Source organism: Sphingomonas quercus (assembly GCF_018863195.1).
In the GTDB taxonomy this organism is placed as follows: domain Bacteria; phylum Pseudomonadota; class Alphaproteobacteria; order Sphingomonadales; family Sphingomonadaceae; genus Solisphingomonas; species Solisphingomonas quercus.
Genome location: NZ_JAHKRT010000003.1, coordinates 138,318 through 158,722 on the forward strand (window position 1 = coordinate 138,318; position 20,405 = coordinate 158,722).

General features: G+C 67.5%; 18 protein-coding genes. 6 read left to right on the top strand and 12 right to left on the bottom strand.

From position 1 onward, the window contains the following. Positions 1-19 precede the first annotated feature (19 nt). Positions 20-310: a hypothetical protein gene (locus KOF26_RS06580; RefSeq protein ID WP_216322127.1), complete on the top strand. Its 291-nt coding sequence runs from the start codon at positions 20-22 to the stop codon at positions 308-310. A 59-nt stretch (positions 311-369) separates the two neighbouring features. Here the strand turns inward: KOF26_RS06580 and KOF26_RS06585 are convergent, their stop codons facing one another. The 7 genes from KOF26_RS06585 to KOF26_RS06615 form a co-directional block, all read right to left on the bottom strand. After that, positions 370-1,167 (bottom strand): cyanophycinase, encoded by a 798-nt coding sequence (locus KOF26_RS06585; RefSeq protein ID WP_216322129.1) that lies wholly within the window; start codon positions 1,165-1,167, stop codon positions 370-372. Further along, positions 1,160-2,050, bottom strand: a complete 891-nt coding sequence (locus KOF26_RS06590; protein WP_216322132.1) for an isoaspartyl peptidase/L-asparaginase family protein — start codon at positions 2,048-2,050, stop codon at positions 1,160-1,162. Before KOF26_RS06590 ends, KOF26_RS06585 begins: the two co-directional genes overlap by 8 nt. Continuing rightward, on the bottom strand, positions 2,043-4,811 hold the full coding sequence (gene cphA, locus KOF26_RS06595; protein WP_253201197.1) for a cyanophycin synthetase: 2,769 nt from the start codon (positions 4,809-4,811) through the stop codon (positions 2,043-2,045). The genes KOF26_RS06590 and cphA overlap by 8 nt, the downstream gene beginning before the upstream one ends. A gap of 102 nt (positions 4,812-4,913) precedes the next feature. Beyond that, positions 4,914-6,116: a dicarboxylate/amino acid:cation symporter gene (locus tag KOF26_RS06600; RefSeq protein WP_253201199.1), complete on the bottom strand. Its 1,203-nt coding sequence runs from the start codon at positions 6,114-6,116 to the stop codon at positions 4,914-4,916. Further along, positions 6,113-7,075, bottom strand: a complete 963-nt coding sequence (locus tag KOF26_RS06605) for a methyltransferase (protein ID WP_216322138.1) — start codon at positions 7,073-7,075, stop codon at positions 6,113-6,115. The genes KOF26_RS06600 and KOF26_RS06605 overlap by 4 nt, the downstream gene beginning before the upstream one ends. A gap of 28 nt (positions 7,076-7,103) precedes the next feature. Next, complete coding sequence (locus KOF26_RS06610) at positions 7,104-7,838, bottom strand: ZIP family metal transporter (protein ID WP_216322141.1); 735 nt, start codon at positions 7,836-7,838, stop codon at positions 7,104-7,106. 132 nt (positions 7,839-7,970) lie between these two features. Continuing rightward, the gene (locus KOF26_RS06615) at positions 7,971-8,882 is read right to left on the bottom strand and encodes a manganese catalase family protein (RefSeq protein ID WP_216322142.1); all 912 of its coding nucleotides are present in this window, start codon (positions 8,880-8,882) and stop codon (positions 7,971-7,973) included. 229 nt (positions 8,883-9,111) lie between these two features. On the opposite strand from KOF26_RS06615, the gene KOF26_RS06620 reads away from it, so the two are divergent. After that, positions 9,112-9,585, top strand: a complete 474-nt coding sequence (locus tag KOF26_RS06620) for a hypothetical protein (RefSeq protein WP_216322145.1) — start codon at positions 9,112-9,114, stop codon at positions 9,583-9,585. A gap of 96 nt (positions 9,586-9,681) precedes the next feature. Beyond that, a complete protein-coding gene (locus KOF26_RS06625) occupies positions 9,682-10,002 on the top strand; it encodes a hypothetical protein (protein ID WP_216322147.1) in 321 nt (106 codons plus the stop codon). 52 nt (positions 10,003-10,054) lie between these two features. Here the strand turns inward: KOF26_RS06625 and KOF26_RS06630 are convergent, their stop codons facing one another. Both KOF26_RS06630 and KOF26_RS06635 read right to left on the bottom strand, forming a co-directional pair. Continuing rightward, positions 10,055-12,979 (bottom strand): TonB-dependent receptor domain-containing protein, encoded by a 2,925-nt coding sequence (locus KOF26_RS06630; protein ID WP_363181967.1) that lies wholly within the window; start codon positions 12,977-12,979, stop codon positions 10,055-10,057. 134 nt (positions 12,980-13,113) lie between these two features. Further along, complete coding sequence (locus tag KOF26_RS06635; protein WP_216322152.1) at positions 13,114-14,061, bottom strand: cupin domain-containing protein; 948 nt, start codon at positions 14,059-14,061, stop codon at positions 13,114-13,116. 320 nt (positions 14,062-14,381) lie between these two features. Between KOF26_RS06635 and KOF26_RS17055 the strand changes: the two genes are divergently transcribed. Beyond that, on the top strand, positions 14,382-14,633 hold the full coding sequence (locus KOF26_RS17055) for a hypothetical protein (RefSeq protein WP_253201200.1): 252 nt from the start codon (positions 14,382-14,384) through the stop codon (positions 14,631-14,633). Here the strand turns inward: KOF26_RS17055 and KOF26_RS06645 are convergent. Then, the gene (locus tag KOF26_RS06645) at positions 14,611-15,918 is read right to left on the bottom strand and encodes an MFS transporter (protein ID WP_216322155.1); all 1,308 of its coding nucleotides are present in this window, start codon (positions 15,916-15,918) and stop codon (positions 14,611-14,613) included. The genes KOF26_RS17055 and KOF26_RS06645 overlap by 23 nt on opposite strands. A gap of 108 nt (positions 15,919-16,026) precedes the next feature. Here KOF26_RS06645 and KOF26_RS06650 point away from each other — a divergent pair, with 108 nt between their 5' ends. Together KOF26_RS06650 and KOF26_RS06655 are read left to right on the top strand one after the other, a co-directional pair. Next, a complete protein-coding gene (locus KOF26_RS06650) occupies positions 16,027-16,941 on the top strand; it encodes a cupin domain-containing protein (protein WP_216322158.1) in 915 nt (304 codons plus the stop codon). 44 nt (positions 16,942-16,985) lie between these two features. Beyond that, a complete protein-coding gene (locus tag KOF26_RS06655; protein WP_216322162.1) occupies positions 16,986-18,014 on the top strand; it encodes an SMP-30/gluconolactonase/LRE family protein in 1,029 nt (342 codons plus the stop codon). 20 nt (positions 18,015-18,034) lie between these two features. Here KOF26_RS06655 and KOF26_RS06660 read toward each other — a convergent pair whose 3' ends face one another. Beyond that, on the bottom strand, positions 18,035-18,337 hold the full coding sequence (locus KOF26_RS06660; protein ID WP_253201201.1) for a hypothetical protein: 303 nt from the start codon (positions 18,335-18,337) through the stop codon (positions 18,035-18,037). Next, entirely contained in the window at positions 18,334-20,211 is a 1,878-nt protein-coding gene (locus KOF26_RS06665) for an outer membrane protein assembly factor BamB family protein (protein WP_216322165.1), read from the bottom strand. Before KOF26_RS06665 ends, KOF26_RS06660 begins: the two co-directional genes overlap by 4 nt. Between the last annotated feature and the right edge of the window lie 194 nt (positions 20,212-20,405).

Genomic DNA, 20,405 nt, shown 5'->3' on the forward strand with positions numbered 1-20,405 from the left:
GGAACGACCGGGGCAGGCCATGACGCAATCCACGCGCGACGGAGGCCTGAGCGATCTCACCAGCCTCCACGCGCAGGTGATGGCCCACCGGCTGGCGCTCGAGCTGTTGTGGGCGAACGTCCTGCGCACCCATGACGACCCTGCCGGCGCCTGCTCGCGCATCGCCGAGCAGGGCCATCAGGCAATCGACGCCTGTTACGAGCGGGTCGGTCGGGTGTCGGAGGCCGAGCATATCTTCGTCCAGGCGATGCTGACCCACCATGAGAATCTGTGGAAGAGCATAGAGACCCAGGTTCGGGCGCTCGCCTGACGCCGGGCGGACGCAGAACATCCGGCCTCACGGTCTGCGCTACAGGAAGGCGGATCCGATCAGGCGGGGCGCAGCGGACGGCGTCGATCGAGATCGAAGACGTCGCCGTCGCTCAGCACATGCACCGTCACGTCGTGGATCGACAGCGTGCGGTCCGCGCTTGCCTCGGCGATGTTGGAGGAAGTGACCCGCGTGCCGTCGACGATATAGACAGCGCCGGCGCCGATCACGCGGAAGCGTGCGCCTTCGACGACGATCGCGGTATCCTCGTCGATGCCGATGCCAAGCACGCGCGGATTCTGCGCGACCGCGCCGAGCAGGCGCCCGAACCGGCCGCGTTCGGCGAAATGCTGGTCGATGATGACGTCGCGGACGAGGCCGAGACCCGGCGCCATGTGAAGATCGCCGATGCGATGCGATTCCTGGCTGCTGCCCTTGACCAGCATCGTCTCGCTCATCACCGAGGCGCCGGCCGAGGTGCCGGCGACGACGCCACCGCGGCGATGGATCTCGCGCACCATCTTTTCCACCGGCGTGTCGCCGATCTGGCTGGAAATGCGCAACTGGTCCCCGCCGGTGAAGAAGATGCCGGCGGCACCTTCGAATATCGCCGAGGTCTCATGCTCGAGCGTCTCGCCGCGCTCATGGACATAGAGCTCGACGAGATTGTCGGTGCCGAGATCGGCAAAGGCCTTGCGATAGGCGTCGAAATAGCCTTCCGGCTCGTGGCTGGCGACGGTGGCGATGACCAGCTTGCCCCCCTTCACGCGCTCGGCGATCTCGCGGAGGATGCGCTTCTTGCCCTCCTTGTCCTCATGTCCGCCAATGATGACGAGCGGGCCGCTGCCGTCAGCCATCCAGCATATCCTCCAGTTCGTAGCGGTGAAGTCCGGAACGCGGCGCGTCCAGCCAGCTGGCATGAACCCCCATCGCGAAATGCCTGCTGTTATGGGCGATGCCGACGCCGCCATCGCGCGCCAGCACGATGGCGCCGGCCTCGCCGCCGACCCGCGCCAGCTTCTCCAGCGAATGGGCGGCCGCCCGATCGGCTGAGCCATATTGGAGGCCGCGCATGACGTGGGCCGCCAGCATCGTGCGCAGGATGCTCTCCCCGTCGCCCGAAAAGGCCACCCCGCCCAGGGCATCGTCGGCATAGAGACCGGCGCCCGGAATCGGCGAATCCCCGATCCGGCCCGGATGCTTGCCGGGCAGCCCGCCGGTGGAGGTGGCGGCGGCGAAACGGCCGTGGACGTCCATGGCGACGCAGCCGACGGTGTCATGGCCCCCGTCGCCTTCGGATGCCAGCGCGTCTTCGGAAATCATCTCGAACGGGCTGCACAGCGTGATCCCCTGCCCGCGGGCGAAGCGCTCCGCCCCCTCCCCGGCGAGCAGCACCGGCGGCTCATCCAGCAAGGCGCGGGCGACGCTGATCGGATTGCGCACGCGCCGCACCCCGGCCACCGCGCCGGCAGCGAGCTTGTGGCCGTCCATGATCGCGGCATCCATCTCGACTTCGCCGTCGCCGTTCAGCACCGAGCCGAAGCCGGCGTTGAACACCGGATCATCCTCCAGCCGCCGCACCGCGGATTCCGCCGCGAGCACAGCGCTGCCGCCGCTGCGCAGCACCAGCGCGCCGACCCGCGCGGCGGCGAGGCAGCCGGCGCGGTTGCGCTCATAGAGATGCGGGGCGATCGTCTTGGCGCCGCCATGCACGATGAGGATCCAGCGGCCCTCAGACATGAGCGCGACGCCGCGCGACGGGCACCGGGGCGGGCCCGGGCGCGAAGGCAAGGATCTGCTGCCACACCGCCTCGACCGAGGTCGGCATGAGCACCAGCAGGTCGCCCGCCTCGCTCATCGCGAGCGTCGTGGTGACGGCCTCGAGCTCGTCGACGATGCGGTGGACGCGCTCCGTCGCCATGCCGGAAAGCATCGCGCCCTGGGACATCAGCCCGTTGGTTTCGCCCGGTGGCCGTCCGCGACCATCAGGCGCCTCGCGGAAGATGATCTCGTCGAAAATGCCGGCGGCGAGCTGGCCCATCTCGACGATGTCCTCGTCGCGGCGGTCGCCCGGAATGCTGACCATGCCGATTACCCGCTTGTGGCGCCCGCGCAGGCGCTCGATCACCTGGCCGAGCGCGGACAGCCCGGCCGGGTTGTGCGCGTAATCGAGGATGAAGCGGCGGCCATGCGCATCATGAACGTTGAGCCGGCCAGGCGAATCCTCGAACGACGTGGTGAAGTCGCGCAATCCCTCGCGGATCGAGGCCAGCGACACGCCCTCGGCGGCGCACATTGCCACTGCCGCCAGCGCGTTGGCGAGATTGAATTCGGCGATGCCGCCGAGCGTCGCGGGAATCTCGGCGGCGGCGATCACCATGATCCGCTCGCCCGCCCGGTGGAGGACGATCGTGCCGCCATCGGCACCGGGCTCGCGCAGCACGGCCATGCCGCCGTCCGCGATATGCCGCCGCATCGCCTCGGACATGTCCGCCCCGCCCGAGAGCGAGAACCATACCAGCCGCCCGCGGGCATGGCGGGCGATGCGCCAGCACATCGGATCGTCGGCATTCAGGATCGAGTGGCCACGCCGGGCGACGCTTTCCACCACCACGCCCTTGACGTCGGCCAGTTCCTCGACGGTGTCGATGCCCTTGAGGCCGAGATGATCGGCGGTCACGTTGAGCACCGCGCCGATATCCGCCCCATCGAAGCCCAGTCCTTCGCGCAGGATGCCGCCGCGCGCCGTCTCCAGCACGGCGACGTCGACCTTCGGATTACGCAGCACGGCGCGCGCGCTCTTCGGGCCACTGGCATCGGCGGCCATCATCAGATGGCCGTTGAAATAGATGCCACTGGTCGTCGTCATGCCGACATTGCGCCCGTCCTTGCAGAGAATGCGGGCGACCATGCGCACGGTGGTCGATTTGCCGTTGGTACCGGTGATCGCGAAGATCGGCACGCGGCTGCGGCTGCCGCGCGGGAACAGCGCCTCGATCACCGGGCCGGCGACGTCGCGCGGCGTGCCGCTCGATGGCTCGAGATGCATGCGGAACCCCGGCGCGGCGTTGACCTCGACGATGCCGCCGCCTGTCTCGCGCACCGGTCTGGAGATGTCCGGCGACAGGAAATCAATGCCGCACACGTCGAGCCCGACCACCGCCGCCGCCTGCTCGGCGATGGCGATGTTGGCCGGATGGATGACGTCGGTGCGATCGACGGCGGTGCCGCCCGTGGAGAGGTTCGCCGTGTCACGCAGCACCACCCGCTCGGCCGCCATCGGCACCGTGTCCGGCGTCCGGCCCTGCTTGGCAAGCAGCGCCAGCATCGCCCCGTCGATGGCGATGCGCGTCAGCATGTTCTCATGGCCGTCGCCGCGGCGCGGATCGTCGTTGAGGAATTCGATGAGTTGGCGGATCGAATGGAAGCCGTCGCCGACCACCTGTGCCGGCAACCGCTCGGCCACCGCGACCATCTTGCCGCCGATAACCAGGATGCGATGATCATTGCCGGGCACCTGCTGCTCGACGATCACCCGCCGGCTGTGCCGCGCGGCGAGCTGGAATGCCTGGCGAAGCGCGTCCTCGGCGAACAGCCCGGTGGTCACCCCACGGCCATGATTGCCGTCGAGCGGCTTCACCACCACCGGCACGCCCAGCCGCCGTCCCTCGCGCACCGCCTCGTCCTCGCTGCGCACGACGACGCCGCGCGGCACCGGCAGCCCCGCCTCGGCGAGCAGGCGCTTGGTCAGGCTCTTGTCGCCGGCGATATCGACCGCGATCTGGGACGTGTCGCCGGTGATGCTGGCGCGGATCCGCTTCTGACGACTGCCGTGGCCGAGCTGGATCAGGCTCTGCTCGTTAAGCCGCATCACCGGGATCCCGCGCCGCTCCGCCGCCTCGACCAGTGCGCGGGTGGTCGGGCCCAGCGCACCGGCGCGAAGCCGCGCCTTCAGGTCGGCGGCGATCGCCCCGACGTCGCGCACATCGTCGAGGGCCGGCGTGTCGAGCAGCTCCAGCCCATCCACCTTTCCCAACGGCGACGGCAACAGCGCGGCGACGAGGCGGATGGCATGAGCACCGGCGGCAAGGCCGGCCTGCTCGTCGCGATAGGCGTAGAGCATATTGTACACCCCCGGCCGGCCCTTGACCGAGCGGGTCTTGCCCCGCGTCACCTTGAGTCCGGCGAGCGTCTGCAATTCGAGTGCGACATGCTCGATGACATGGCCGAGCCAGGTGCCCTGGCGCATGCGCCGCAACAGCCCGCCCGGCTGTCGATAGCTGCAGCCATGCGTGGCGAGCCCCGGCAGCAGTGCGAGCAGCTGGTCGGTGAAATGAGGGAGCCGATCGGTCGGCCATTGCTCGAGATCGCGCAGATCGAGCTGGATGCGGATCATCGGCCGCGTGCTGTAAAGATGAGGACCGCGATAAACGCTGCGCTCCGTCACCTTGATGCCGCGCGCGCCGACACCCCTCGAACGAACGAAAACCGCCCGCTTCATCAGCGCTGTCATCCCTGGCCTCTGTTCTGAAGGCACCGCGGACCGGCGCCTGGATTGCATAAACGGGCCGGCGCTATTCCCGTTCCCCAGCAAGTATTTGAACTAACGTGGATTAATACCGACGATGGAAGTCACGGCGATATCGTTGGTGACATTGCCGAGGGTGCGAAACAGGTCGGGAACCGCTTCGATCGCCAGCAGCAGCGGCAAGGCGGTCACCGGTACGCCGATCGCAATGCAGACCGGCGCGATCGTCGCGAAGAAGGAGACCTGCGCCGGCAGGCCGACCGCCCCGAGGCTGATCGGCACCGCCACCAGCGCCGCCAGCGCCAGTTCCCCCGCGCCGATCGGGACGTCGTGCATATGCGCGAGATACACCGCCACCGCGACATTCGCCGCCGCGCTCGCCGCCCGGAACAGCGACACCGCCAGCGGCAGCACGATGCCGGCGGCAGCCGGCGGCACACCGAGGGCGGCGGCGGATTCCAGCATCACCGGCAGCGTCGCCAGCGAGGATTGGGTGCCGAGCGCCACCGTCTGCGCCGGCAGCGCCGCGCGCGCGAGGCGCAGCGGGGAAACCCGTCCCGCCGCCGCCGCCCATAGATAGGCGAGCAGGGTCGCCGCCAGGCAACAGGCCGCCACCACCACGACATACTGGCCCAATGTGCCGAGGATGCCGGCGCCGAGCCGCGCGCCCGCGCCGAAGGCGAGCGCGGCGATGCCGATCGGCCCGACCACGAGCACCCAGCCCACGATCACCAGCATCGCCTCGACCAGCGCGCGCAACGGCTTGAGCAACGCTTCGGCCAGCTCGTCGCCGATGCGCGCCGTTGCGAAGCCCAGGAACAGGGCGAAGACCACCAGCGGCACCATCGCCGTTTCGACGGCGGCCTTGATCGGGTTGGCCGGGATGATCGACCGATACCACGCGCCGGCATCCGGCCCGGCCGGCGGCATGCCGGCGACAGCGAGCGTGCCCTGCGCCGGCCAGAGATGCAGCATCCCCTCGGCAAGCGCCGCCGCGAACAGGCACGCGCCGGTCAGCATCACCGCGAAGAGCAGCAGCGCGCGCGTCGCCGTCTTGCCAGCGGCCGCGCTCCGTGACGCCGAAGCGACGCCGGTCACCAGCAGGCCGAACACCAGCGGCACTACCGGCATGGTCAGCGCATCCAGCCACAAGCTTCCGACCGGCTCGAGAATCTGGCCGAGAACGCCTTGCGCCGGGCCGCTCGTCGCCATCCCCGCGATCAGCCCGACCGCCAGACCGGCGAGCAGGCGGAGCGGCTGCGCGCCCGGCAGGCTCAACGCGCGATCACCGCGGCGATCAGCGCGATCCGATCGACGTCGCGATAGACGTCATTCTCCAGTTCCTCGCCGAACACGTCGGGGTCGATCTCCTCATAGCGCAGCGTACAGCGCTCGGCCGCCGCCAGTTCGCCCAGCCTGTCGCGCAGCTGGTCCATGCCATCGACGATGGCGCTGCCGGTATAGAGGATGAAGCGGCCGCCGGGGGCAAGGCGCGGCACCGCGTCCTGCGCCATCGCCAGCGACACCTCGCCGCCGTGCATGCCGCCGCCGTCGCGATAGGCGCGGCCGGCGACGTCGATGATATAGGGCGGATTGGCGAGGACCAGATCGAGCGCGCCATCGATTGCCGACAGGTCCTCGGCGATGACGAAGCTCGCCGCGACCCCGGCGGCGGCCGCGTTGACGCGCGCCAGCCGGAGGGCGGCGGGGTTGATGTCGGTCATGACGATCTCGGCCGCCGGGCAGAGACGCGCGGCGACGATCGCACCAACGCCTGCGCCGGTGCCGATATCGACGAGCCGCCCCCCCGGCCGCTCCGGGCAGCGCCTCAGCTCCTCGGCGATCAGCCGCGCGAAGCGATAGCTGTCGGGGCCGAAGAACACCGCGTCACGCCCGTCGGTGGGAAAGGCGGAATGGACGAACAGGTCCTGCCCGAGCGAAGACACGCGAACCCGGCTGCGGAGCAAGCCGCCTTCTCCCGCCACGACGATCCCCGCCTCGCGCAGCCGGTCGAGCAGGGCCGCATCGACCAGTTCGGCGGCGAAGTTCAGGCTCCAGCCGAAGATGCCGCGCAGATCACGCGCGCGCTGGTTTTCGGGCCGGGCCAGGACCCGCGCATGGGTGGCCGGCGTCGGCGTCACGAAACGATAGCCGCCCGCCTTGAGGAAGGCGATCAGCGCGGCGAGGGCGTCGGCCCCGGCGTCGCGCCCCTCGATCACGCCCGGCATGAACCCCATTCGTCGCTCTCCCCTGATCCGCGCCGGATCAGCCCAATGTCGTATCGAGGAACATCATCGCCGCCAGCCCGACCATCAGTCCGGCCGACACCCGCCCGCCGCCGCCGATGCGGGCATGCGCCTCGGGGATCAGGTCCGAAGCGACGACATAGATCATCGCGCCGCCGGCCAGACCGAGACCCCAGGACAGGAACGCCTGGGCGACCGAGACGATGCTGACCCCGATCAGCCCGGCGACAGGCTCGACCAGACCGGAGGCCGCCGCGATCGCCGCCGCCTGGCCACGGCGATAGCCGACCGACAGGAGCGCCACCGCCACCGCCAGTCCTTCAGGGATGTTCTGCAGCCCGATGCCGAGCGCGGTCACCCGCCCGGCCGCGAAATCGCCGCCGCCGAAACTGACGCCCACCGCCATCCCTTCCGGGAAATTATGCAACGTCACCGCCGCCACGAACAGCCACACCCGGCGCAGCGACAGGCTGGCGATACCGGGCGGGCCGAGGCCGATGCGCTCCGGCGGCGGCAGCCAGGCGTTGAGGCGCGCGATCGCAAATGCGCCGAGCAGAACCGCCGCCACCACCTGCGCCGAGGCAAGGGTCGGCCCGGCGCCCTGCTTCTCGGCAACCTCGATCGCCGGCAGGATCAGGGAGAAGAAGGATGCGGCGAGCATCACGCCCGCCGCGAAGCCGAGCAGCAGATTCTGCCGCTCGTCATCCATGCGCTTCAGGAACAGCGCGGGGATGGCGCCAAGGGCGGTCGCCATCCCCGCGCACAGGCTGCCAAGTGCGCCTGCGGCAATGACCTCGTTCACGGACGCCGCATCAATGGCCCGCCGCCTCGCCCCGGGCGCGGAGCAACGCCTCGTCGCGGCCGGCGGTCAGTGTCGTCATGACGCTCAGTCCTCGATCGCAGGATCGAGCTGCTTGGTGCGGCCGGCGCCCGGGCCTGCGCCAAGATCGGCGCCGGTCGTGGGATCGGACGTCGTGTCCGATTTACCGCGCAGCATCATCTGTTCGAGCGCATCCTGATCGTCGCCGTCAAGCTCGACCGTCGCGGTGCCGTCGCGGCCATCGATCGGCATCGTCTGGCTGAGATCGTCGATGCGCTCCCATTGCGGACCGGAATTCCACGGACCGGTCATGTCGCCCTCGCCCTGCGAGGCGTTGACATAGATATTGGCATATTCCTCGATGCCCGGCAGCTTGCCCGGCGGGAAGTTGTTCTCGATCGAATAGAGCGCCTTCTCGAACGACTTCTGGTGCGCGACCTCACGCGTCATGAGGAAGCCGAGCGCCTCCTTGATGCCGGGATCGTCGGTGATGTTGATCAGCCGTTCATAGACGATCTTGGCACGCGATTCCGCCGCGATGTTCGAGCGCAGATCGACGGTCGGCTCACTGCGCGTATCGACATAGGCCGCAGTCCACGGCACGCCCGCCGAATCGACCAGCGCCGGGCCGCCGCCGAACAGGAGCGATTCCTTGGCGCTGGTGCCGGTCTGGCCGACCATCGCGAACAGCTCGGCCTCCTCCTGCTGCGCTTCGGAAAGCTGGGCGCGAGCGCCCTTGTTGAGCATCGCCACGATCGAGCCGATCACCTCCAGATGCGAAAGCTCCTCGGTGGCGATGTCGAGCAACATGTCGCGGCGCCCGGCATCCTCCTCGCCAAGGCCTTGCGTGAAATAACGCATCGCGGCAGCAAGCTCGCCATCGGCGCCGCCGAACTGCTCGAGCATCATGCAGGCCAGCCGTGGATTGGGCTCGGACACCCGCACCGTATATTGAAGTCGTTTGTTGTGCATGAACATTGCGCCACCTCCTGGTTGCCCAGAGAACTTCGCAGGGACGGCAGAGTTGCGAGAGAGCCAAGTTATATTTTTTGATATCAGATTGCTGTCCGCAATAAATATGATGTGGATTAGTCGTTACGAATCCATCATAACTTCGCCGTCGCAACGATCTCTATATTCTTGCCGTTCGAGGGAACGCGCGATGATCTGCGCGGGTTGAACGCCCGACACATTTCCGGAGGATAACATGGTCTATAAGCAGCTTGGCTTCGGCCTGGGCGTCTTCTCGATCGCGCTCGGGCTGACAGAGCTTCTCGCCGGCCGGCGCCTGGCCAAGGCCCTCGATGCCGAGGAGGCGAGCGGCATCGTCCGCGCCTTTGGCGCGCGCGAAATGGTCGCCGGGGCAGGCCTGCTCGCCAATCCCGCCCATGCAACGCTCGTCTGGGGCCGGGTAGCGGGCGATGCGGCGGATCTCGCCGCGCTTGGGCTTGCCCTGGGCAAGGCGCCACGCAATCGCTTCGCCTGGGGCGCGCTCGCCTCGGTCGCCGCCGTAACCGTCATCGACATCGTCACCGCGCTGGGGCTCGACCGCACCACGGGCAAGACCTTGCCCGACGATGCCGGGCGGACCGCGCGCGGCGAGGCTACGACCAGCGAGCCGGACCATGTCGCGACACCCCGCGCGCCCGATGTGCCGGCGAGCCTGCTCGTCGCCCAATAATCGCGGTAGACAGCATCCGCCCGTCTGACAGGATGTCGATGCAGTGGGCGGCCTATGCTGCCCATCGGCCGAGGAACCATGTCGGGGAGAATGCCGATGAAGCCCGCCGTCACGATCGCGCTTGGCCTGCTGGCCGCCGCCTTTCCAGCGCTCGCCGCCACCCAGACGCCGCCTGCGGCCGCCCCGGCGGCAGCGCCGGGCTATAACGTCGCCTCGACGGAGATCGGCAAGCTGCTCGACGATCCGGCGGCGAAGGCGGTGCTCGACAAATATGCGCCCGGCCTCACCACCCACCCCCAGATCGACGAGGCGCGCCCGATGACGCTGAAGGCGGTACAGCCCTACGCGCCGGACCTGCTGACCGACGCGGTGCTTGCCAATATCCAGGCCGAGCTGGGCAAGCTGTCCGCCAGATAGCGGGACGTCGGGCGGCCATGCACCGGCATGACCGCCCGACTTAGACGGGTGATTACATCTTGATACGCAGGCCCACCGAAACCAGGCGGCCGATCGGGTTGGACACGAAGCCGTTGAAGCCCCAGGCGCCACCGAGAATACCGGAGGTGTTGCCGTTGTAGAAGGGCGGATCCTTGTCGAAGACATTCTGCGCATCGACGTAGATCTGCCAGCCGCGCATGAAGCTATCGCCCTGGAACTCATATTGGAGATGCAGGTCGAAAGTATCGTTCGACTTCACCTTGTCGCCGCCGCCGACCGGGTTGCCGACGCTGTCGACAGTGATCGGGTCGACGGTGGTGCTGATCCAGTTGCGATAGCCGCCGGTGTGGTTCCAGAACACGTCAAGCGACAGGCCACTCTTGCTCCAGCCCAGCTGAGCGCGGTTCTTGAACTGAACCGATGGGAACACCGTGTTGTAGCCCGAGGTGTTGAGAATGCTGAAGCTGGTGCCGCCGCCGAAATTCTGGCGGAACTTGGTGAAATAGGTGAAGCCGGTGCCAATATTGAAGTTACCGAGTTCGCCGATATCGGTGCGATAGCTGAACTGGCCGTCAATGCCCTCCACCGTCAGGTTAAGCGCGTTGCGCGTGCTCTGATCGAGAAGGAAATAGACCTGCGGCGGCACCGAGCCGGAGATGGTGGCGCCGTTCGCGATATTGGCGAACTGGTCAATCTGCGCCTGGCTGCAGCTGCTCGGGCAGATCGTCAGCAGCGGGCGCAGGCCAGCCGAGTTGACGATGGCGGTCGGGCTCGGCGAGGAGACGCCGCCGATGAACTTATTGTGGAAGAAGGTGCCCGCCGCCATGAAGCCGGGCAGGAAGCGCGGCGAAAGATCGATGCCGGCCGACCAGCTGCGGCCCTTTTGCGGGCCCATGTTGGACAGGCCGCCGCCGAGCTGGCGCCGCATGCCCTGGATGGTCGGCGTGCCGATCGTGCAGGTGGTGGCGCCGCAGGCGACGCCCGGGATGTTGCGCACCTCAGGATAATTGGCGATCGGCACGTTGATCTGGCCGTTCTGCACGCCGACGCTGCCCGACGCGTAAAGATAGCCCTGGCTCGGATCGCCGATCACCGCAGGCGGCGGGGCCACGAAGGCGCGGGAATAATTGCCGCGCAGCTTGACGCCCGCAACCGGCTGCCAATTGGCGGCAAACTTCGGATTGAAGGTGTCTCCGACGTCGTTATATTTGTCGTAGCGGCCGGAAATGCTGAGATCCAGGCTATGGACCAGCGGGATTCCCATTTCGGGCGAGACGACCGGGATGTACAGCTCGGCATAGGCCGATTTCACGTTGCGATCATAATTATAGACGCGGAAATTGGAACCCGTCGTCGTCGGCCCGGTATTGTTCGACCCGGTGATCTTCTGCGTCTGTTCCTGCCACAGATATTCAGCACCGACGGCGATCTTGAACGGCCCGGCCGGCAAATCGAACAGCGAGCCGTTCAGGTCCAGCTTGGTCTGGTTGAAGGTGTTGTAGTTCGTGTTCTCACTGTTGTTGCGATAGAGCGAGCGGACAACGGCATCGGAGCTGCGGTTATTGCCGTCGAACGGCCGCCACACGTCCAGCGCATTGGCGCTGGTCAGCGGCAGGTTGAGCGCGATCACATTCTGGCCGGCGATGTCGCTGGTCGTCGTGCTGCCGCTGAGCTGCGCGGTGCCGTTCAGCGCCAGCAGGGCGCAGGCAGAGCAGAACGTATTGATGTTGTTCAGCGCCGAACGATTCCAGCCGAAGGCGTCGCTGAACGTCAGCGTCCACTTGTCGGTGAAGCGATATTCCGCGTTGAGCGTCGCATAGATCGAATCCGACTGGGATTCCGCCTCGCCATATTTGCCGTCCGGAAGCAAGGCGAGCCAGCTGACCGTGCCCTGCGTCGCAGTGGCGGCGCCGGCCGGCGCGACGAAGAACGGGTTGATCTGCCCGCCCTTGCCCGAACCTGGGCCGTACACCGTCGCATTGGTAAGACCGCCCGGGCCGGAGTCGTTATGCGTCTCCTGCCGGTTATAGTTGATCATCGCCGTGACGGTGATCTTGTCCGAGAAGTCGTTGGTGACTTTCATCATCGCGTTCGCACGGAACTGGGACGGCAGCAGATTGGCGTAGATCGAATTGTTGCACGGCGAATTGGCGATGGTGTTGGCCACCGCCGACGTCGAGCCGGGGGTGAGGAATACGCCGGTCACGCCGGGCACAACCATCGTCGCCGGGCTGCACTGATAGCTGTTGGTGTTGGTGCCGCCGACCGGGCGATAATCGCCGAGGCTGCTGAAGCTGCGGTCCTTATTGGCAAGATCGGACTGATAGGTGTAGCCGCCGGCGACATAGACGCCGCCAGTGTCCCACTTCTTGCCCCAGATGAAGTTGCCGCTGTAATTCTTGTAGCTGTCGGCGAAGCCCACCTGGGCGTTCCCCTCGAAGCCGTCGAATGTGCGGCGGGTGATGAAGTTGATCACGCCGGCCACCGCGTCCGATCCGTAGACCGAGGAGGCGCCGTCGGCGAGCACTTCGACCCGCTGGATCGCGCTCACCGGGATGATGTTGGGATCGGTCTGGTTGAACTGGGTGCCGCCGCCGGGCAGGCGCAGGCCGTCGACGATCACCAGCGTGGTGTTAGACGAAGACCCGGCAAGACTGTGGATCGACGGCGCGTAATAGGAATAGGCGTTCTCGCCCTGTGCTACCGATCCGGCCGTGGTCACTGACGGCACGGTGTTGACGAGCTGCGAAACGTTGACCGGCGCCGTCTTCTCGATCGTCGCCTGCCCGACCGAGATCAGGTTGGACCCGACCGGCGCCACGCCGCGGATCGCCGATCCGGTGACGACGATCTCCGCGTCGGCGCGGGAATCCTGGGTCTGCGGCAGCGCGGAGGAATCCGCCGACTGCGCCTGGACATTCGTCGCCGCCAGCATCGCCACGGCGACTGCGATCACCGACGCGCCGATCCGATTTTGAGACCATTTCTCAAACATATCTTCTCCCCTTCGTGTCGCTATGGTTTTGATATACTATATGATTTATTGTCATAGCCGCGGGTCGGGCGACCGTACCGACCCGGGTCTAGCGGTCAGCGCGGCTGGAAATTATGCAGGCCACGCGGATAGGGATTGATCGCGACGCGGGTGTCCATCTGGCCGACCGGACCACCGGAGCTGGCGCGATGCCAGCGCCCCTGCGCCGCGATCACGATATCGCCGGGGGACGCCGTGAAAAACGGCACACCCTCGATCTGATAGCTGATATTGCCTTCCATGATGAACCAGAATTCATCATAGCCGAAGTGATAATGTCCGAGATCGCTTGCCGGCGGTGTCGGAACACCGGGGCCGCGAATATTGTTGACGAACAGATGATCGCCCGCGATGAACGCGCCCGCCCGCTGACCGCCGCCGACGACATCTTTGTAGTAGTCGAGATAGGGTTTGTCGTTCGGCCCATAACGCCCGTCCCCGCCGCTCAGCGACACGCGCTGATAGGTGAAGCCCTTGACGTCCTTGGGCTTGTCCGGCGTGGTGGCCAGCGGATAGATGGGCAGGTCGCCCGCGCCATGCACTTCGAACCACAGGGCCGGTTCGTTGCCGACGCTCTCCAGCGTGAACGGCAGGCGGAACGGAATATGGACCTCGCCCCCCTTCACTGCGACGAATGGCTCCTGGCCCTTGATGGTGACGCGGACCTGGCCGCCCCACACGATCAGCGCCGTGGCATTGTCAGGATACATGACCTGGGTGGTGCGCTGACCGGCGGCAAGCTGATGCCAGTCAGCCTCGAGGTCGCGGTTGCGCACGATGGCCTGCGTCCAGCTGGACTCGCCCTTATGCGCGGCGAGCACGTCGGACAGCTTCCACCAGGGGCGGTTTGGCGCATCATAGGGGCGCGGCGGCGTCCGCTTCGGCGACCAGCCCAGCTCCATCGGCGGCCGGCCGGCGGGCGCCGGCTGTGGCGCCTGGGCCAGCGCCGCGGAAGCGATCGCCGCGCTCGCGCACAAATAGAGAGCGGTTTTCAACGACGCCATGGTTCCTCCCCTGAGAAACGACTCTTTTTGAGTCCTATTGGATATCATATAGGATAGGATATTATGGGCTTAGTCAATTGGATAATCGCGTGATGACGAGGAGACGGTGCGTGAGAGCTGTGGCCAGGCTGGTTCTGATCGGTGGAATGACCTTAGTTTCAACGGCTTCGGCCCTGGCGCAGGATCAAGGATGCGCGCGTATCGACGATCCCGCGGCGCGCCTTGCCTGCTATGATCAGCGCGCCGGCAGAGCGGCGGCGAGCCCCGCGCCGAGCCCAGCTTTCGCGACGCCGGCCCCCGCCCGGACCGCGCCCCCGGCAATGGCCGAGCCCGCGCGCGAGGCGCCGCGCCGCCGCGCCGATTACGACACCGAGATCGCAACGGTGACCCCGCTCCGCCACGGCTATTACCGGCTCCAGCTGGCGGACGGCACCGCCTACAACACCACGGTGGTGGCGGCGCCGCCCGCCGTCGGCGACGCCGTCCATGTCCGCCGCTCCCCGCTCGGCACCACCTTCTTCGACATGGCCGGACGCAGCCCCTTCGCCGTCAAGCCGGCACGGGCGCGTTGAGCGTCGGCTCCGGCCGCTCCAGCAGGCGGCCGGGGTCGACCACCGCCCAGGCCAGCACGCCGGCCAGCACCACCGCCGCGCCCGCGAGGAACGCCGCCGTCCAGCCGAACTGCGCGGCGATGATCGGCGTCAGCGTCGAGGTGACGGCGCCGCCGATCTGGCATCCCATGTTCATGAAGCCGGAGACGACGCCGCTATGCTCGCCCGAGATATCCGCCGTCACTGACCAGAAGGAACTCTGCGAAAGATAGATCGCCCCCGCCCCGCCGGCGAGGATCACCACCGCCAGCGGCGCATTGTCGACCATCGAGCCGGCGATGAGGAATATGCCGGTGAGGATGAATGACACCACGCCGAGCCCCGACCTCCCCCAATAAGGGCCGTAGCGCGCCGACACCCGATCGTTGACGACGCCGCCGATCAGGCAGCCGAACGTCATGCACAGGAAGGGCAGCATCGAGAATATCGCGCTCGACTTGACGTCGAGATGCCGCGCCTCGGCGAGATAGATGAAGAACCAGCTGAAGAAAATCCAGATCACATAGCCGAACGCCGTATAGCTGATGAACAGCCCCCAGACATTGCGGCTGGACAGGATCGCCCGCCACGGGATCGGCGCCTGCGGCCCGCTCACCGCCGGCGGCAGGCCCGCCTCGATATGGGCGCGCTCTGCGTCATTGACCGCGGCGTGATCCTGCGGCCTGTCACGGGCCGCCACGAACCACACCAGCGCGGCGACGATGCCGATCACCGCACAGACGTAGAAGGAGGCGCGCCAGCCGCCCCACAGGATGATGGCGGTGATCAGTGGCGGCGTGATGCCCGATCCGGCGCCGACCCCGGCGAAGATCCAGCCATTGGCCTTCCCGCGCTCCTGCGCGGGGATCCAGCGCGAGACGAACTGGTTGCCGGACGGATAGACCACGGACTCACCCATGCCGAGCGCGAACCGGGTCAGCGCCAGCAGCAGCAGGGCGGCGCTGCCCTGTGGCGGGATCAGCGCCGTCGCCGCGGTGAACACGCCCCACCAGACGAGCGCGCCGGTCAGCACGATGCGCGGCCCATAGCGCGCCGCCAGCCACCCTGCGGGCACCTGGAACAGCCCGTAGCCGATCAGAAAGGCGCTGAAGACCCAGCCGAGCCTGACCTGGTCGATGCCATAATCCTGGCGCATCTCGACGCCGGCAATGGAGATGTTGGTGCGATCGAGGAACGCGATCGCGCTGATCAGGAACAACAGGAAGATCAGGCCGAGCCTGACCCTGGATCGCCGCGATCCGCTCATCGGTTTCCCCTCCGCATCGCGTCTGACAATATCATATATGATTCTCGATGCGATGCCTGTATGGCTTGGCAAACAGACAAGGGCAAGTCAGCCCGACAGGAGGGGAAGATGATTCCGAGGGTGCTCGCAGCCGCCTTGGTTGCGCTTCCGATCGCCACCGCCACTTCGGCGGCCGTGCCGCTCGGCGAGCGCATTGGCCACACCGGCGGGCCGGCGACGCAGCGTACCGCCACCGCCGTTCACGGCGGGCCGGGCTCGATGCAGTTCGGCGCGCTGCTCGGCGACAAGGCGCTGAGCACAAACTTCATCTTCCTTCACCGCGGCACGATCGCCCCGCACAGCGGCATCGGCCAGCATTTCCATAACCAGTGCGAGGAGATGTTCGTCATCCTCGACGGCGAGGCGGAGTTCACCGTCGACGGCCGCACCTCGCGCATCGCCGCCCCGGCCGGCGCGCCCGACCGGATGGGCCACGCCCACGGCATCTATAATCCCACCGACAAGCCGGTGCAGTGGATGAACATCAATGTCGGGATGACCAAGATCTACGACAATTTCGACCTGGGCGATCCCCACACCGGCGCCACGCTCGATCCGATCCCGCAATTCATCACCATGCGGCTCGATCGCAGCCTGTTGCGGCCGGCGGCGGACGCGCTTCCCGGTGCTGCCGGCGCGGTGCTGTACCGCCGCGCCTTGCAGCCGACGGTGTTCTCGACGCCCTGGTCCTATGTCGATCACATCATGATGGCCCCGGGCGGCACGCTCGCCGCCCACGCCCAGGCCGAGATGAGCGAAGTCTATTATGTGATGGCCGGCGCCGGCGAGATCACCGTCGGCACCGAAACCGCCGCGATCAAGGCCGGCGACGCCGTGCCCGTCGATCTCGGCGAGGCGCGGGCGATCCGCCAGACCGGCGCGGCGCCGCTGGAGCTGATGGTCATCGGCGTAGCGCGCGATCTCGACGCCAAGGCCCGTTATCGCGCCGCCAACGATCCCCGGGCGCGGGCAGCGCAGCGCTGATCCCCGACACCGTCATCATCGCCACCACCATCAGGAGCCACGCCATGTCATCACGCCTTCGGGCTGCCCTGCTCGTCGCCTCTGCCGCGCTGCTGTGCGCCCCGGTCAGCGCGCAGCCCCCCGCCCCGCCGCCGGCTTCGCCGCCGTCGATCGAGCGGCTCGATCCCGCCCTTGACGCGATCATCGCGCCGAATACTCCCATCGAGCGCGTCGCCACCGGGTTCGAGTTCACCGAGGGCCCGGTGTGGCATCGCGGGCGACTGTATTTTTCCGACGTCCGGGGCGACAAGCTGCGCACGGTGACCCGCGACGGCAAGGTCGAGCTTATCGCCGACAATGCCGGCGGCCTCGCCGATCATCCGCCCGGCGCCAGCATCGGCCCCAATGGCATGGTGCCGGCGGCCGATGGCTCGATCCTGATGGTGCAGATGGGCGCGCGGCGGATCGCCAGGCTCGACGCCCAAGGCCGGATCCAGCCGTTCATCTCCGACTATCAGGGCAAAAGGCTGAACAGCCCCAATGATCTCGTCTACGACAAGGACGGCGCGCTGTGGTTCACCGATCCGCCGTTCGGCCTGTTCAACGGCATGGACAAGGATCCGGCCAAGCAATTGCCGTTCAACGCCGTGTTCCGCTACGCCAATGGCCGGCTGGAGCCGGTGATCACCGACATGCCGCTGCCCAACGGCATCGGCTTCTCGCCGGACTACAAGACGCTCTACGTCGCCAATTACAGCCGGCCGGACATGTATATCCGCGCCTATGACGTCGGCGCCGGCGGCAAGCTCTCGGCGCCGCGGGTGGTGGTGCGCTTTCCCGCCAGCGGCGGGCCGGGCGGCGCGGACGGGCTGAAGATCGACAGCGCCGGCAACATCTGGGCGACGGGCCCGGGCGGCATCCGCATCGTCACGCCGCAGGGCAAGATACTCGGCCAGATCAAGCTGCCGGAGGTCGCCGCCAACCTCGCCTTCGGCGAGGACGGCCACAGCGTCTACATCACCGCCAGCACCAGCATTTATCGCCTGCACAGCAAGGTGAAGGGCGAAATTCCGATGTATAGCGAGATGAAATAAGCGACGTCGGCGCCCGCCGTCTATTTGGCGGCGGGCGGCGGCGCGTAGTTCTTCGCAAGATAGTCGGTGATCACGCCGATCTCTTCAGGCGACAGCTCGGCGCCCCGCGCCGCCATTTGCTGCACGGTCGCCGCCCAAGCGTCCGGCGTGCGGCGCAACTGGAACACCTGGCCGACCGGGTGGCAGAAGCCGCAGCGCTCGTTGATCAGCGTCAGGCCGGGGCCTGGCGGCGGTGGCGCCGGAGCGGCATCCTGCGCCACCGCCCCGGCGCCGATCAGCGCCAGCGCGACCAGCGCCACGGCGATGGGGAGCCTCTCGATCATCGTCCTCGTCCTCCTGAAGGCAGCGCATAGGCGACCACCGCGTCGCTGGTGGTCGGCGCGAATGATGCGCCGCCGGTGGCGACCGCCGCCACCATTTGACGCCCGCCGGCGGCATAGGTCATCGGCGTGGCGCTGACCGGGCCGGGCAGCTCCGCCTCCCAGAGCAGCTTGCCGGTCCTGGTCTCGAAGGCACGCAGCCTTTTATCCTTGGTGCCGCCGATGAACGTCAGGCCGCTGGCAGTGGTGATCGGCCCGCCGGCACTGATCAGGCCGGCATCCTTGAGCGCGGGAATGCCGGTATCGCCGAGCGGGCGTTTCCAGACGATCTTGCCCTTGTTCACGTCGACGCCGACCAGCGAGCCCCAGGGCGGCCGATGGCAGGGAAAGCCGGTCTCGCGATCGAGGAAATAGGCGTAGCCGGCCTTCATCCCCCACGTCCCGTCCGGCTGCTGGGCGAGTTGCTGCGGGCTGGCGAGCTCGTTGACGTTGACGACGTAGATGCCCTGCCTGGCATCGAACGCGCCGCCGCCCCAGTCCACCCCGCCGAGGCTGCCCGGAAAGAAATTGACGGCGCTGTCCGCGCGCAGCGGCTGAAACATCTTCGAGGCGGAGACATTCAGCTCCTTCGCCACGGCCTCGCACCGCGCCTTCAGCTCCGGGGTAGCGTCGACGATATCGCCGGGCTCCCAGCTCAGGCGGGTGAGCGGCGGCGGCGTGACCGGCATCGGCTGGGTCGGCCAGGGCTGCTCGCCCGGCACGTCCGTCTCGGTCGGCACCGGCACTTCGCGCACGTCGTAGATCGGCTTGCCGGTAAGGCGGTCGAGGATGAACATGATCGCCGTCTTGTTCATCGCCACCAGCGCCGGGATGGTCCGCCCGCCCTTGCGGACGTCGATCAGCGTCAGCACCGGCAGGTCGACATCCCAGATGTCGTGATGGACGGTCTGGAAATGCCAGAGATACATGCCGGTGCGCGCGTCCACCGCGACAACCGAGTTGGAATAGAGGTTGGCGCCCTTGCGATCGCCACCCCACCGATCGAAGGTCGGCGCGCCGATCGGCAGATAGGCGATGCCGCTCTTCTCGTCGACCTGCACGAACGTCCAGACATTGGTGCCCGAGCGCTTGTCGGCGCTGCCCGGCTCCCATGTGTCGGCGCCCTTTTGCCCGGCCTGCGGGATGGTGTGGAATGTCCACACCAGCTTGCCGGTGCGGGCGTCGAACGCGCGCACATCGCCGGCGGCGCCACGCGTCGGCATCTCCTGCACGCGCGAGCCTGCGATGATCAGGTCCTGGAAAATGGCCGGCGGGCTGGTCATGCCGTAGGGCGCCACGGTGAGGCCGTTCATCACGTCCGGCGTCTTCAGGCGGACCACGCCATTCTCGCCGAAGCCGGCCGCCGGCTGGCCAGTCGCGGCGTCGAGCGCGATGAGCAGGCCGGAGCGGGTGCCGAACACGATGCGCGCGCCCACCCCCGCCCCGCCCGGCCAATAGGCGACGCCACGCGTCGACGCCTGATCGCGATTGGGCAGGGCGTATGCCCAGCGCTCGCGCCCGGTCGCCGCGTCCAGCGCCACCACCCGGCCATAGGGCGTCGGCAGGTACATCACGCCGGCGATGACGATCGGCGTCGCCTCCGAGCCGATGAAGCCGGCATTCGACCGCGACGAGGCGCCGTCCGCACCCGCAACGGCGCCTCCCGCGGCCGGCGCTTCGGTGGCGGGGCGCATATGATAGATCCACGCCTGCCGCAGTCCCGTGACATTGCGCGGGGCGATCTGCGCCAGCGGCGAATAACGCGCGCCGCCGGCATCCCGACCATAGCGCGACCAGTCATCGTCGCCCGGCGCGGCGACGACGCCCTGCGCGGCCATCGCGGCAATGGAAAACAGCGAAGCCAGCCCGGCGGACCGGCGCAAACGGGATGATGCGCGCAACGCTTTGCCCCTCCTAAGGCGAGCCCGCCGGTTGACCGCACGAGCCCGGTTGTTCTTTCTCCGTACAGCTGTTAGCAAAGGCACAAATCATATACAATATGATCCACCGATAAGGTTGAAGCCCCAAGACG

Coding starts and splice junctions, on each gene's coding strand:
- KOF26_RS06580 (WP_216322127.1), top strand. CDS start 20: ATGACGCAATCCACGCGCGACGGAGGCCTGAGCGATCTCACCAGCCTC.
- KOF26_RS06585 (WP_216322129.1), bottom strand. CDS start 1,167: ATGGCTGACGGCAGCGGCCCGCTCGTCATCATTGGCGGACATGAGGAC.
- KOF26_RS06590 (WP_216322132.1), bottom strand. CDS start 2,050: ATGTCTGAGGGCCGCTGGATCCTCATCGTGCATGGCGGCGCCAAGACG.
- cphA (WP_253201197.1), bottom strand. CDS start 4,811: ATGAAGCGGGCGGTTTTCGTTCGTTCGAGGGGTGTCGGCGCGCGCGGC.
- KOF26_RS06605 (WP_216322138.1), bottom strand. CDS start 7,075: ATGGGGTTCATGCCGGGCGTGATCGAGGGGCGCGACGCCGGGGCCGAC.
- KOF26_RS06610 (WP_216322141.1), bottom strand. CDS start 7,838: ATGGCGACCGCCCTTGGCGCCATCCCCGCGCTGTTCCTGAAGCGCATG.
- KOF26_RS06615 (WP_216322142.1), bottom strand. CDS start 8,882: ATGTTCATGCACAACAAACGACTTCAATATACGGTGCGGGTGTCCGAG.
- KOF26_RS06620 (WP_216322145.1), top strand. CDS start 9,112: ATGGTCTATAAGCAGCTTGGCTTCGGCCTGGGCGTCTTCTCGATCGCG.
- KOF26_RS06625 (WP_216322147.1), top strand. CDS start 9,682: ATGAAGCCCGCCGTCACGATCGCGCTTGGCCTGCTGGCCGCCGCCTTT.
- KOF26_RS06635 (WP_216322152.1), bottom strand. CDS start 14,061: ATGGCGTCGTTGAAAACCGCTCTCTATTTGTGCGCGAGCGCGGCGATC.
- KOF26_RS17055 (WP_253201200.1), top strand. CDS start 14,382: ATGGCCGAGCCCGCGCGCGAGGCGCCGCGCCGCCGCGCCGATTACGAC.
- KOF26_RS06645 (WP_216322155.1), bottom strand. CDS start 15,918: ATGAGCGGATCGCGGCGATCCAGGGTCAGGCTCGGCCTGATCTTCCTG.
- KOF26_RS06650 (WP_216322158.1), top strand. CDS start 16,027: ATGATTCCGAGGGTGCTCGCAGCCGCCTTGGTTGCGCTTCCGATCGCC.
- KOF26_RS06655 (WP_216322162.1), top strand. CDS start 16,986: ATGTCATCACGCCTTCGGGCTGCCCTGCTCGTCGCCTCTGCCGCGCTG.
- KOF26_RS06660 (WP_253201201.1), bottom strand. CDS start 18,337: ATGATCGAGAGGCTCCCCATCGCCGTGGCGCTGGTCGCGCTGGCGCTG.
- KOF26_RS06665 (WP_216322165.1), bottom strand. CDS start 20,211: ATGGCCGCGCAGGGCGTCGTCGCCGCGCCGGGCGACGATGACTGGTCG.